Genomic DNA, 13,007 nt, shown 5'->3' on the forward strand with positions numbered 1-13,007 from the left:
CAGCCGGATTGCCCGGCTATGACGGGGGATCCTACTGGAGGCGGCGCACCGCCGCACCGATCCGCTCATCAGTCGCGGTGACCGCGATGCGGATGTGCCGCTCACCTGCCGATCCGTAGAACTCGCCCGGCGCGACCAAAATGCCGATTTCGGAAAGCTTGCCGACCTGATCCCAGGCGCTCTGCCCGTTCGACGCCCAGAAGTACAGCCCGGCCGTCGAATGGTCGATGTGCCACCCCGCCCGCTCCAGCGCGGGCCGCAGCAGGGCGCGACGGGCGGCGTACAGCTCGCGCTGCCGGTCGGCGTGCTCGTCGTCGCCGAGCGCGACCGTCATGGCGGCCTGTACGGGCTGGGGCATGATCATGCCGGCGTGCTTGCGCGTCTCCAGCAGTCGCTTGACCAGGACGGGATCTCCCGTCACGAACCCGGCGCGGTAGCCGGCCAGGTTGGAGCGCTTGGAGAGCGAGTGGACCGCGAGCAGCCCTTCGTGGGAGCCGCCGCAGACGTCGGGATGGAGGATCGAGACCGGTTCCTGCTCCCAGCCGAGCTCGATGTAGCACTCGTCGGAGGCCACGACGGCGCCGCGCTCGCGGGCCCAGGAGACCACCTTGCGCAGGTGTTCGGCGGGCAGCACCCGGCCCGTGGGGTTGCCCGGGGAGTTGACCCAGATGAGGTCGACGCGCTCGGGGCCGAGCGCGAGCGTGCTGTCTGAGGCAGTGCCCACCGCCCCGGCCAGCCGGGCGCCCACGTCGTAGGTGGGGTAGGCCAGCTCGGGGAAGACCACCCGCCTGGCGCCCAGGTAGGTGGGCAGCCAGGCGACGAACTCCTTGGAGCCGATCAGCGGGAGCACGTCCTGCTGGTCGACGGTGACGCCGTGCCTGCGCTGCAGCCACCCGGCCGCGGCCTCACGCAGCGCCTTGGTGCCGTGCGTGAACGGGTAGCCGGGGCTGTCGGCCGCCCGCGCGAGAGCGTCCTGGACGATCTGCGGCACGGGATCGACCGGCGTGCCGATCGAGAGGTCGACGATGCCGTCGGGATGTGCGAGCGCGCGCTCCTTGTACGGCTCCAGCCGGTCCCAGGGGAAGTCGGGCAACTTGTTCACGGTTCTCCGTACTCGAAAAGCGCACGCCGACGGGGCGCATCCGGCGCGGATGCCCCCGTATACGGCGCGACAGGATCGTCTAGTGGTCCTCACCCTGCGGCGGCAGGGCGGCCACCACCGGGTGGTCCTTGTCGATCTTCCCGACCTTCGAGGCGCCACCGGGCGAGCCGAGGTCTTCGAAGAAGTCCACGTTCGCCTTGTAGAAGTCCTTCCACTGCTCGGGAAGGTCGTCCTCATAGAAAATCGCCTCGACGGGGCATACAGGCTCACACGCGCCGCAGTCCACGCACTCGTCGGGGTGGATGTAAAGCATGCGCTCGCCCTCGTAGATGCAATCGACGGGGCACTCCTCGATGCACGCCTTGTCCAGGACGTCCACGCAAGGCTGCGCGATGACGTAGGTCACCTCGAGCTCCTTCTTCTCCGCACCATGGCATGACTCTGACCGCGGTTTGCTACGCCCTAGTATTGCCGTGCTTGCCAGCTGGCCGAAACGGAGGGTGGCAAAGTCGTGGCCGCACGTCTCATCATCGCGATCACAAGTCAGGATATAGGTGCACGCATCACCACCCGCAGGCGCGTTCCTGGGGGATTTCGAGATGCCGTGGGCATCCTCGTGTCGTGGGAGAACGGACTACTCAAAGTTCGCAAAAGAGACGGCAGCGTGGTGGAGATCCCAGAAGAGACGCTGGTGGCCGCCAAGGTGGTTCCGGCCGCGCCTCCTCGACCTGAACGGATGTAACGGTAAGTATTCGTTGTGTGACCGTACGTACCTGCGCCGCCGCAGCAGCCATCCTCGCCAGCGCCGGATGCGGCGCGTCGTCCACCCACTCCACCTCCGCCCAGCCCAAGAACCTGCCGCCGGTCAACGTCCAGGCGAGCTCCATGAAGGCCGGCTTCGCCACCATGGACCGGCTGGTCGAGGCCGCCAAGCGCGAGGGGCGGCTCAACGTGATCGCGCTGCCCCACGACTGGGTCAACTACGGCGAGATCATCGAGACGTTCGCCGACAAGTACGGGCTCAAGGTCAACGAACTGGAGCCGAACGCCGGCAGCAAGCGCGAGCTGGACGCCGCCGCGCAGCTCAAGCCCGACGTCTTCGACCTGACCCTGGACGTGGCCGTCTCGGCGGCCGACCGGTTCGCCCCGTACAAGGTGCAGAGCTGGCAGGACCTGCCCGACGACGTCAAGGACCCGTCCGGCGCCTGGTACGCCGCCTACGGCGGCTACATGTCCATCGGGTACGACCCGCGCGAGGTCAAGCCCCCGGCCTCCTTCGCCGACCTGCTCAATCCCGGCTACCGGGTCGCGCTCGACGGCGACCCGCTGCGCGCGGACGGGGCGTTCGACGGCGTGATGGCCGCCTCCATGCGCTCGGGCGTGCCGCAGCCGTCGCAGGGGGTGGCGCTGTTCGCCAAGCTCAAGCAGGCCGGGCGGCTCACCGACCTGGCCAAGGCCAACACGGTCATCGCCTGGGACCACCTGAACGCGGCCCGCAGCGCCGCCCACTCCGACGCGTGGAAGGTCACGATCCCCAAGGACGCGCCGCTCGGCGGCTACCACATGCAGGCCATCAGCAAGACGGCCCCGCATCCGGCCGCGGCCCGCCTCTGGCAGGAGTTCCTGTTCTCGAACGAGGGCCAGAACCTCTTCCAGAAGGGTTTCGCCCGCCCGGCGCGCAGTGAGGCGATGCTCATGAAGGGCACGCTCGACGCCGAGCAGGCCGCGAAACTTCCCAAGGCGCCGGGCCCGCCGGTCCTCATGACAATCCCGCAGGCAGACGCCGCGAAGGCGTATCTCAGCCGGGAATGGACCAAGAGTGTCGGATGAGTCCGATGTGACTTGATATGTCGTAGGGACGTTCAGGCTCTAAAGTGAGCAGACAGCACGGCCAGGGGGGCCCGTTGTCTGATCGAATGTGAGCTGATCGTCTTGCGATATGACACACCGAGCTTGGAGCGGTGGAACAGTCGCGCCTACGACAGCAGCTTCGGCTACGTCTCCACGCAGGGCGCGCCGCTGGTCGACCTGCTGGATCCGCGGCCTGGCGAGCGGGTGCTCGACCTCGGCTGCGGCACGGGCGTGCTCACCGCGCAGATCGCCTTCAGGGGCGCGGACGTGCTGGGCATCGACGGCTCCCCCGCGATGATCGAGAAGGCCATCGCGCAGTACCCCGGGATCAACTTCATCGTCGGCGACGGGCACGACTTCAACGTCGCGAACCCGTACGACGCGGTGTTCTCCAACGCGGCCCTCCACTGGATGAGCCGCGACCCCGGGCTGGTGATCGCCAGGGTGCGCGAGGCGCTGACGCCCGGCGGGCGCTTCGTCGCCGAAATGGGCGGGGCGGGCAACTGCGCCGAGCTGACCGCCGCGATGCTGACGGCCTGGCGCGAGTACGGCCTGCGCGAACCCGATCTTCCGTGGTACTTTCCCTCGCCTGCCGAGTACGCCCGCCGCCTGGAGCAGGAGGGCTTCGTCGTCAGGCTGCTGGAGTACTTCGACCGGCCGACCCCCCTGGACGAGTGCCCCGGCGGGGCCGCCGACTGGGTGCGTATGTTCGCCTCGTCGGTGCTCGAAGGACTCCCGCCGGAGATCGTGGAGCCCCTGCTTCATCGCGTGAACGAGTTGGCCGCGCCCGCCCTCCGCAGGGAGACTGGCTGGATGGCTGACTACGTGCGTCTACGCTTTGCCGCTGTTCGGCGTTGATGCGTTGTACATGATGCGTAGGGCTGATTTGCCGGACTATGGTCTGTTCCGTGGGCGGCGAGATTATGGCTGCACCGCTGCGGCGGCGTGAGGGGCTGGTGAACGGAACGGGATGAACTTCTGCCTGAGCGACCTCGTACCACCGTTGAGGTGGAGCGACGCCACGACGATCACGCTGCTCACCGGGCAGCCGGAGCTGCCCGACGCGTGGTGGCGCAGCCTGCCCATGCCACACGTCCTGGCGGCCATCGGCCCCGAGTCGTTGGGCGAGCTGCTGACGGAGATCGCCCTGGAGCACTGGCCCGCGGCGGCGGTGGGTGACGTCCTGCCGGCGCTGTACGTGCTGGACCCGGAGGAGGCCGACGAGCCCGCCGTCGCGATCGCCCTCGACCGGGCCGGATCGTGGGTCGGGCTGCTGACGCTGACCAGCAGGGAACTGGTGGACCAGCCCTTCATCCAGGCCCGGCCGGTGCTGAACACGCTGTTCTCGGCGGTCCTGGTCCGTCTGGCGCACCCGGCGCCGGCCGCGCCCGCGCACCCGGGGCCGGCTCCCGCCGCGAGCGAGCAGGCGGCGCCGGCCGAGCACCCGCACGCCGTGGCGCCCGAGCCCGCGCTCGTCCCCGAGCCGGAGCCCGTGGCCGAGGAGGCGGCTCCCGAGCCGGTCGAGGAGCCCGACCCCGTGGTCCGGTTCACCGCCGTCGGGTCGGTGATCGACGACCCCGAGCCCGTCGCCCACCTCGTCCCCGCCGGGTCCGTCATCGACGACCCCGAGCCCGACGAGCGCTCCGCCGTTCCGGAGCTCGCCGAAGCCCCGCACGCCGTCGAGGCCGGGCACCCGGCGGACGAGGAGGTCGTGGCGTCCCACGAGGGCGCGCCCGAGGATGCCGCTCCTCAGGAGGACGAGCCCCAGGCCGTCGCGCCGCACGAGGACGCGCCCGAGGCCGCCGCTCCCCAGGAGGACGCCGCCTCGCACGAGAGCGAGCCCGAGGCCGCCGCCCCCCAGGAGGACGCCGCTCCCCAGCAGGACGAGCCTGAGGCCGCCTCGCACGAGAGCGAGTCCGAGGCTGTCGATTCGGAGCGGGACGCGGCCGAGGGCGCTGAGCCGGTGCTGGACGCCGACGCCGAGCCGGTCGCCGACGAGGCGCCCGAACCCGAGCCCCAGCCCGAGCCCCAGCCCGAGCCCCACCCCGAGTCGCAGCCTGTGCTCGACGCCGCCGAGGAGCCCGCCCCCGAACCGGCCGCCCAGGAGGCGCACGTTCAGGAGGCACCCGCTCAAGAGGCGCCGGAACGGGCCGAAGCGCCCGAGCCGGAGCCCGCCCCGTCGCAGAGGCAGCCGCTGCCGGACCTCATCGAGGCCGCGTTCGCCGGGCTCGACGACAAGAGCTGGGCCGTGGCCCAGAACCGCATCTTCACCGACGAGCCCTCCGCCGTGGATCAGCTGGCCAAGCTCTTCGCCGTCCCCCCGGCCGAGATCTCCGCCACCGAGGACGAGCTCCGTACCCGCCTCGACCACTGGCTGGCGAGCGAGGAGGCGGCCCCGTACCGGGCCCATCTGGAGGAGCTGCGCAGGACCCTGGGCCCGGCCGCCCGCAAGGAGCAGCTCATCGGCGCGGCCGACTGGCACAACGTGGAGATCCGCGCCCTGGAGGTCCCGGCCTGGCAGTTCGTGCTGGCGACGCTGTCACCCCAGCCGCAGCCCCAGTTGCAGCCGCAGTCGGCGTTCGGCTCGCCCCAGCTGCCGCCGTCCCCTCCCCCGGGCCCGCCGCAGTTCCAGGCGTTCACCCCGGCCGCCCCGCAGGTGGAGGAGTCGAACGGCGACTCCGGGGAGCACAAGCCGTACCAGCCGCTGAAGGACGTCTCGCAGACCAGGCGCTGCTTCAGGCAGCCCGACGGGCGCTGGTGGCTGCGGATCGACGTGACGGCCGAGCAGCTGGCCGGCGGCGAGTGCGCGCTGCCGACGGGGTTCGCCTCGTACCTGGGCCTGTCCCCCGGCGAGAGCCGGACGGTCAGGAGCGCCGCGGGCGAGCTGACCATGACGTGGCACGGCAGGCCGGTGCTCGAATCCATCGAACGCCTCCTGGTGGACGTGGGCGCGCGAGAGGGCGGGCACCTGTTCCTGACGCTGTCGGACGAGGGCGTGCTCAGGGCCAGGCACCTCCCGGTCGCCGCACAGGGCGCCGAGAAGATCACCAAGGCGCTCCGGCTGGTCGGCTACACGGCCCCGGGCGGCACCCGAGATCAGGCGGCCAGAGTGATCGCCACCAGGATCGGCATGACGGGACCGGTCGCGCTCCCCGACCTGCTCACCAGGCTCCGCGAGCGCGGGGACCGCGACCTGCTCGCCCTCTTGGACTGAGCCGGTGCCGCGGCTCGCGATCGGCCCTGAGTTTCCCAGGGAGCTCAGCGCACTGGCCCAGCCGGTGCGCAGGGACGCCGTTGTCGCGCTGCGCCGGTTCCTGCTGAACGTGGCCGGCGCCCCGCACCCGCAGCGGGTCAGGGGCTGCCGGGATCCGCGGGTCGCGACGCTGCGGCTGGCCGAGGGCCATCGCGGGGTGGTGGTGCGGCAGCGGGACGTGTACTGGCTGCGTACGGTGCTGCCCGACCCCGAGGCCTGGTCGTACGCGCGGCGCTTCAGGTTCGGGGTCAACCCGGTGATCGGCGTGGTCGAGGAGTGGGACGCCGAGGCGCTCGAACGCGTCGAGCCCGCGTTACGCCGATCGGCCAGGTCGTCCGGGCTGTTCGACCCGATCTGCGACGGCGACCTGATGGGCCTCGGCCTGGACGTGCACGCGCTGCCGCTGTTCAGGCTGATCACGACCGAGGCCGACGTGGCCGCGCTCGAACCCCTGCTCCCGCCGACCCAGCACGTCCCGCTCGCCGTGCTGGCCCGCGGCGGCACCCTCGCCGAGGCGTGGCGGGAGCTGGACGCCTGGCGCGCCTCCGACGGGGAGAGCGGGCCGATCGACCCCGAGGACCTGCACGCGGCGCTGCGCCGCAGCCCCGACCGGGCGGTGTTCGTCGCCGACAAGGTGGAGCTGGACCGGGTGCTCGGCGCGCCCGCCTGGTGCACGTTTCTCGACCCGCCGCAGCACCGGCTGGCCAGGGCCGCCCGCTTCGAGCAGCCGGTGCTGGTCGTGGGCGGGGCGGGCACCGGCAAGACGGTCGTCGCTCTGCAGCGGGCCGCTCACCTGGCCGCGCACGGATCGGGGCCCGTGCTGCTCGTGACGTTCTCCCAGGCGCTGGCCGAGGACCTGTCGGCGAAGCTGGACCTGCTGATCGAGGACGAGGTGGTCCGCAAGCGGGTCGAGGTCGGCAACACCGAACGCCTGGCCCTGCGCATCGTGTCCGACGCCGAGGGCCGCCGCCCCGCGCTGGTCGGCCCGGGGGCGCGGACGCTGGCCCAGCTGACGGACGAGGCGCTCAGGCTGCTCTCCCTGGCGACGGGCGGCCTGCTCGACGACGTGGACCCGGGGCGCAAGCCGTACCGGCACATCGTCGTGGACGAGGCGCAGGACGTCAGCCCGTCGCAGTGGCGGCTGCTGCGCGCGGCGGTGCCGCGGGCGCACGACGACCTGTTCGTGGTCGGCGACCCGCACCAGCGGGTCACCGACACGCGGGTGGCGCTCGGTGCGGTCGGCATCCCCGCCGTCCAGCACACGCTGCGGCTCTCCTACCGGCTGTCCCAGGAGCTGCTGTCCTTCGCGGTACGGCTGCGCGGCGGCGGCCCGGCCAGCGGCCTGGTCAAGGGCACGACCAACATGTACGGCTTCCACTCGACGCGTAACGGCCACCGGCCCGTCGTCAGGGCCTACGAGACGCCGGAGTCGGAGCTGGCCGGGCTGCGCAGCACGGTCGAGTCGTGGCTGGCGGACGGCGTGCCCGCGGACGAGATCGCCGTCGGCGCGCGCAGTCCGCGGCTCGTTCGGGATGCCAGGCGGGCGCTGGACGGGCTGGACGTGCGGGCCTCGACGTTCCAACATCTCAAGGGGCTGGAATTCGAGCGGGTGGCGCTCATCGGCGTGGCGGAGGGCGTGGTGCCCGAGCCGCCGCCCGAGGATCCGGACGCTCGGGCTCGTGCCCTGCAACGTGAACGGAGCATACTGTTCGTCGCCTGCACACGGGCTCGTGCGATGCTCTATATCTCCCATTCCGGAAGAGGCAGCCCGTTTTTGTCACTCTAATCACATAGTCTGAACTGCGGATATATCTTCCCTTTGCCGGTTGGACGTCAATGAACCTCAGCCTGAGCGACCTCGCGCCACCCCTGCGATGGACCTCCCCTGGTCAGATCGCGCCGATCGTGGAGGAGCCACAGCTGCCCGAGGCCTGGTGGCAGGCGATCCCCCTCGATCGCGCGTGCGCCATGGTCGGGACGCAGGCCGTGGCCGGCCGTCTGGCCGACCTCGCCGTGGCCTGCTGGGGTCATCTGATGGTCGGCGACATCCTCCCGTTGCTGCGCTTCTCCGACCCCGCCGAGGCCGAGCGGACGCCGGAGACGCTGGGCAAGGACGTGGTGCAGAAGCTGTTCAGCGGCGTGTTCGAGCGGCTGCTCGAACCTGCGCCCGAGGCCGCGCCCGCGCCGTCCAGGCCGGACAGGCCGCTGCCCGAGCTGATCGACGACCTGTTCGGGGCGCTGGACGACCGGCAGCGGGCCATCGCCCGCGACCGGCTCTACGCCGCGCAGCGGGCCACGCTGGACGAGCTGGCCCAGCGTTTCTCGGTCACGCGGGAGCGGATCCGGCAGATCGAGCGCGACCTGCGCGACCACGTGGAGGCATGGCTCGGCAAGCCGGACGCGTCAGCCCTCGTCGCCCACGTCTCCTGGCTGCGCGGCCGGCTCGGCTCCGCGGTCCCGGCCGACGACCTGCAGGCCGCCGTGCCGTGGCACCGGACCGAGCTGCGTTCGCTGGGGATCCCGGCGTGGCGGTTCGTGCGTACGCTGCTGACCGGTTACGACCAGTCCGACGGGTGGCTCGTGGCGGGCGGGGCCGACGAGCTCCGGGAGAAGACGCGGCAGCTGTTCACCGACGGGCCCCGGCCGCTCGGCGAGGCGGTGTCCATGGTCGCCCAGCTCGGCGTGCGTGAGGACGTGGCCGAGCGGTGGATCCTGGCGGTGCCGCAGCTGCGCGTGCTGGGCCAGCACGTCGTGCCGTGGCCGCGCAGCATCAATGAGAAGGCCGAGGCAGTGCTGGCGGTGGCGGGCGCGCCGCTGTCGCCCGAGGAGATCCAGGAGCGCATCGGCGAGGACTACAGCCTGGTCGGCATCCGCAACCAGCTCACCGCCGACGAGCGCTTCCGCCGCGTCGACCGCAACAAGTACGGCCTGACGCGATGGGGCGGCGACGAATACCTGGGGATCAGGGAGATGATCGCCAGGGAGATCGAGCGGGCCGGCGGCGAGGCCTCGGTGAGCACGATCGTCACCAACTTGACCGCCAAGTACGACGTCAGCGAGAGCTCGGTGCGGGCGTACTCGGGCGGGCCGGGCTTCGAGCGGACGCAGCGGGGCTGGATCCGGGTGGCCGGCACCTCGCCGACCGGGGAGGCGGAGCCGTACCAGCCGCGCAAGGACGTGTCGGAGACGCGGCGCAGCTTCCGCTCCCGCGACGGCCGCTGGTGGCACCGGGTGGACGTCAACGCCGAGCACCTGCGCGGCTCCGGTTCGCCGCTGCCGACCGGGTTCGCGGCGTACCTGGGGATGGCGCCGGGCGGGCAGCTCACCGCCTCGACCCCGTCCGGTGACGTGGTGATCAGCTGGCACAACCAGCCGACCATGGGGTCGATCCGCAACGTGCTGGCCGACTTCAAGGCGAGCGAGGGCGACCACGTGTTCCTGACCGTGTCGGACGGGGGCGAGCTGCTGACCCGCTACCTGCCGGCCGCACCGGTCGGGATGCCGCCCGTGAACCGCGCCCTCTACCTCATCGGCTACACCGCCCCCGTCAGCTCGGAGCTGGAGGGGCTGCGGCTGATCGGGGCCAGGATCGGGATGCCCGACACGGCCGGTCGCGAGGAAGTGCTGAGCAGGCTGCGCGAGCGTGGCGACCGGGACATCCTCGGCTTCCTGGGTGCCTGACGCGGCTAGGCTCGGAGGATGCTCCGGATCTACGACACGCGTGCCCGGCAGGTCGAGGAGATCGCCGCGGGGCGGGCGGTGCGCATGTACACGTGCGGGCCGACCGTCTACCGCCACGCGCACGTGGGCAATCTCCGTACGTACCTGCTGTCCGACCTGATCAGGCGGGTGCTCGAACGGCGGCGGGTACGCGTGCTGGCCTGCCAGAACATCACCGACGTGGGCCACCTGACCGACTCCGGCTCCGACAAGGTCCTGGAGCAGGCGCGGGCGGAGGGGCGCTCGGTGGGCGAGCTCGCCCGCTTCTACGAGGACGCCTTCAGGGACGACACCTCGGCGCTCAACATCCGCCCGCCGGAGCACACGCCCCGGGCGAGCGAGACCGTCGACCTGATGATCGAGCTGATCGCCAGGCTGATCGAGCGGGGGCACGCGTACGAGGTGCCGGACGGGTCGGTGTTCTTCGACGTCCAAACCTTCCCCACTTACGGCGAAATTTCGGGAAATCGCCTGGATTCGCTCAAGCCCGCCCACCGCATCGACGCCGTCGACCCGCGCAAGCGCTTCCACGCCGACTGGGCCCTGTGGAAGCCCTCCTCGGGAGAGCTCACGTGGGACTCGCCCTGGGGCCGCGGCTTCCCCGGGTGGCACGTGGAATGCTCGGCCATGTCCCTCCGCTTCCTCGGAGCCGCCTTCGACATCCACGTCGGCGGGATCGACCTCCGTTTCCCGCACCACGAGGACGAGCGGGCCCAGTCCAACGCGGCGACCGGGCACGAGGTGGTGCGGCACTGGGTGCACGGGGAGCACCTGCTGTTCGACGGCCGCAAGATGGCCAAGTCCACGGGGAACGTGGTGCTGCTGTCGGACGTGGCCGCGGCCGGGCTCGACCCGCTCGCCGTACGCATGGCGTTCCTGGAGCACCGCTACCGGCAGCAGCTGAACCTGACCTGGGACACCCTGCGCGCCGCCGACCGTACGGTGCGACGGTGGCGCGCCCGGGTGGCCGAGTGGTCGGAGTCGCCCAGCGCGCCGATGGCCGCCGACTACGCGGAACGGGTGGAGGCCGCCTTCACCGACGACCTGGACACGCCGTCCGCGCTGCGGATCCTCCGGGACCTGGAACGCGACGAGTCCGTCGCGCCCGGGGCCAAGTTCGAGACGTTCCTGCATCTGGACCAGGTGCTGGCGCTCGACCTCTCGACGGAGATCGGCAAGGCTCGGGTGCTGCCTCCCGGGGCCGGGGAGCTCCTGGAGGCGCGGGGCCGGGCGCGGGAGGCTCGGGACTGGGAGGAGGCGGACCGGCTTCGGGAGGAGCTGGCGGAGATGGGGGTACGCGTCGCGGACACCCCGGACGGCCAGACCTGGACCTGACCCTCGCCCGCCCGCACCCTCACCCTCCCCGCAACGCCCTCCACACCCCTGCCACCGGCACCGCACCCTCGCCCGTCGTACAACACCGCCACCCGCCCGACGCCAGCCAGCCAGCCAGCCAGCCACCGTCCCACGGGACACCACCGGACACCACCGGCGGCGGCGATTCGGCTCGGACACGCGCCGCAGGACGCGTCATGCACCCGCGGCTGATCGGGCGGCGGCTGATCGGGCGAAGGCGGCCAGGGCGATGCGCAGCGTTCTGTCGTTCTGGCCTGATGCCTTGGCGTCCGTGGAGTTGACCGAGTAGACGAGGGTCCGGCTCAGGTCGCGGGTCGCGCCGACCCCGGCTGCGTAGCCGTAGCGGGCGCCGGTCTTGCCGTACGCGACGATCCCGCCCGGCAGCACGAGCCTCGTCATGCCGGAGGTGTAAACGGCCGGCTGGTTGCCGCAGTCGTCGTACATCGTCACGTCCGGGACCGTGAACATCGGCTCCAGCTGCGCAGGCGGCACGACCTTCCCCGAGAACAGCGCCTTGACGAACTTCTCCAGGTCCACGGCGGTGGAGATCAGATCACCCGACGCCCAGGTCGAGGTGACGCTGGTCTCGGTCATGTCCACCACCTGGCCCGCACCGTAGGCGATGGCGCCGTCGAAGCCCGCAGGCACGGACTGGTAGCCCTTGTGGTGCGGGCCGCGGATGCGGGGCGAGGCACCGGGCAGGTAGCTGTCCCGCATGCCGAGCGGGCGCAGGATCCTGGACGTGACCTCGCGCTCGTACGAGCGTCCGGTGATCTTCTCGATCAGCAGGCCGGCCACGAACGTGTTGGTGTTGAGGTAGTGCTGCCTGGTGCCGGGCGCGAACTCGATCGGGTTGCGCACGGCCAGCCCGACGTACTCCTCCGGTGTCCAGGTCTTGAACCGCGTCCGGTACACCCAGTCGAACGTGCCGGGCAGATCGGGCGCCGGCAGCCCGCTGGTGTGGTTGAGCAGCTGGCCGACGCGGACTTCCGGATAGGAGTCGGGCAGCAGGCCGGGCAGGTGGTCCTGGACGGTTCCGTCGAGCGAGATCTTGCCCTCGGCCACGAGCTGCAGCACGACCGCGGTGGTGAACATCTTGGTCACGCTGCCCGCCCGGAAGCGTACGTTCGCGGAGGCCTTGCGCCCGGTGGTGATGTCGGCCACGCCGGTCACGCCCCGCCACGAGCCCTTCGTACCGCCCACCCGCACGATCGCGGCGGTGGCGTCGGCAGCGGGCAGGTCCTTGACGGCCTGCTCCAGCGCGGCGGCGTTGATAGGAGGAACCGGCGCGCCGGGATCGGGCTGCACCGCGGCCGGTGGCGGGCAGGCACTCGACGCGGGAGCCGGGGTTGTGGCGGTCGCTTGAGCGGGTGTCGCCACGAGGAGGGTGGCGAGGGCGAGGCAGGCGGCTGACAGCTTCATCGGAGTGTCTCCAAGGGAGAGGGGTGCAGGTGGAATGCGCCCATCCTGTCGATCAGCACCACCGCCGCGGATCGCCGATGCGATCGATTTCTCACTCCCTCTTACGAGGGAGCACCCGTATCCTCCTCACCGGCGATACCCGCCATCCCCCGCACCGCCACCCCGCCGGACACCACGACGCCATGCGACGCCGTCGCCCTCGCAACGTCCCACGCCTCCCGCTATCCGCGCCGCCCTTCGGACGCGGCCGCTTCCCCCTCCGCCCTCCGGACCCGCGCTTCCCCCGCCGCTCCCACCGGCGCC

At 71.5% G+C, this 13,007-nt stretch carries 10 protein-coding genes; 7 read left to right on the forward strand and 3 right to left on the reverse strand.

Features of this window, described 5'->3' with window-relative positions; translation table 11 throughout:
* Nucleotides 1-31: 31 nt before the first annotated feature.
* Together dapC and fdxA are read right to left on the reverse strand one after the other, a co-directional pair.
* A complete protein-coding gene (dapC, locus tag HD596_RS06925; protein ID WP_185068473.1) occupies nucleotides 32-1,102 on the reverse strand; it encodes a succinyldiaminopimelate transaminase in 1,071 nt (356 codons plus the stop codon).
* Nucleotides 1,103-1,181: 79 nt separating this feature from the next.
* On the reverse strand, nucleotides 1,182-1,508 hold the full coding sequence (gene fdxA / locus HD596_RS06930) for a ferredoxin (protein ID WP_080047500.1): 327 nt from the start codon (nucleotides 1,506-1,508) through the stop codon (nucleotides 1,182-1,184).
* A 105-nt stretch (nucleotides 1,509-1,613) separates the two neighbouring features.
* Between fdxA and HD596_RS06935 the strand changes: the two genes are divergently transcribed.
* The 7 genes from HD596_RS06935 to cysS all read left to right on the forward strand — a co-directional run bounded on the left by HD596_RS06935 (nucleotide 1,614) and on the right by cysS (nucleotide 11,261).
* Nucleotides 1,614-1,844: a putative acetyltransferase gene (locus tag HD596_RS06935; RefSeq protein ID WP_185068474.1), complete on the forward strand. Its 231-nt coding sequence runs from the start codon at nucleotides 1,614-1,616 to the stop codon at nucleotides 1,842-1,844.
* Nucleotides 1,845-1,861: 17 nt separating this feature from the next.
* Entirely contained in the window at nucleotides 1,862-2,932 is a 1,071-nt protein-coding gene (locus tag HD596_RS06940; protein WP_185068475.1) for an ABC transporter substrate-binding protein, read from the forward strand.
* Between the two features lie 123 nt (nucleotides 2,933-3,055).
* Nucleotides 3,056-3,811: a class I SAM-dependent methyltransferase gene (locus HD596_RS06945; protein WP_246554185.1), complete on the forward strand. Its 756-nt coding sequence runs from the start codon at nucleotides 3,056-3,058 to the stop codon at nucleotides 3,809-3,811.
* Between the two features lie 112 nt (nucleotides 3,812-3,923).
* Nucleotides 3,924-6,167, forward strand: coding sequence for a hypothetical protein (locus tag HD596_RS06950; protein WP_185068477.1), 2,244 nt, complete (start codon nucleotides 3,924-3,926; stop codon nucleotides 6,165-6,167).
* A gap of 4 nt (nucleotides 6,168-6,171) precedes the next feature.
* Entirely contained in the window at nucleotides 6,172-7,992 is a 1,821-nt protein-coding gene (locus HD596_RS06955) for a UvrD-helicase domain-containing protein (protein ID WP_185068478.1), read from the forward strand.
* A 119-nt stretch (nucleotides 7,993-8,111) separates the two neighbouring features.
* Complete coding sequence (locus HD596_RS06960; RefSeq protein ID WP_313043053.1) at nucleotides 8,112-9,887, forward strand: sigma factor-like helix-turn-helix DNA-binding protein; 1,776 nt, start codon at nucleotides 8,112-8,114, stop codon at nucleotides 9,885-9,887.
* 18 nt (nucleotides 9,888-9,905) lie between these two features.
* Nucleotides 9,906-11,261 (forward strand): cysteine--tRNA ligase, encoded by a 1,356-nt coding sequence (cysS, locus tag HD596_RS06965; RefSeq protein ID WP_185068480.1) that lies wholly within the window; start codon nucleotides 9,906-9,908, stop codon nucleotides 11,259-11,261.
* 195 nt (nucleotides 11,262-11,456) lie between these two features.
* Here the strand turns inward: cysS and HD596_RS06970 are convergent, their stop codons facing one another.
* Nucleotides 11,457-12,704, reverse strand: a complete 1,248-nt coding sequence (locus tag HD596_RS06970; protein WP_185068481.1) for a serine hydrolase domain-containing protein — start codon at nucleotides 12,702-12,704, stop codon at nucleotides 11,457-11,459.
* Nucleotides 12,705-13,007: the final 303 nt, after the last annotated feature.

Origin of the sequence: Nonomuraea jabiensis (assembly GCF_014204795.1) — a bacterium.
Lineage (GTDB): Bacteria > Actinomycetota > Actinomycetes > Streptosporangiales > Streptosporangiaceae > Nonomuraea > Nonomuraea jabiensis.

Excerpts from the sequence above, each read along its gene's own strand:
- HD596_RS06950 (WP_185068477.1), top strand. The coding sequence starts at position 3,924 with ATGAACTTCTGCCTGAGCGACCTCGTACCACCGTTGAGGTGGAGCGAC.
- cysS (WP_185068480.1), top strand. The coding sequence starts at position 9,906 with ATGCTCCGGATCTACGACACGCGTGCCCGGCAGGTCGAGGAGATCGCC.
- HD596_RS06970 (WP_185068481.1), bottom strand. The coding sequence starts at position 12,704 with ATGAAGCTGTCAGCCGCCTGCCTCGCCCTCGCCACCCTCCTCGTGGCG.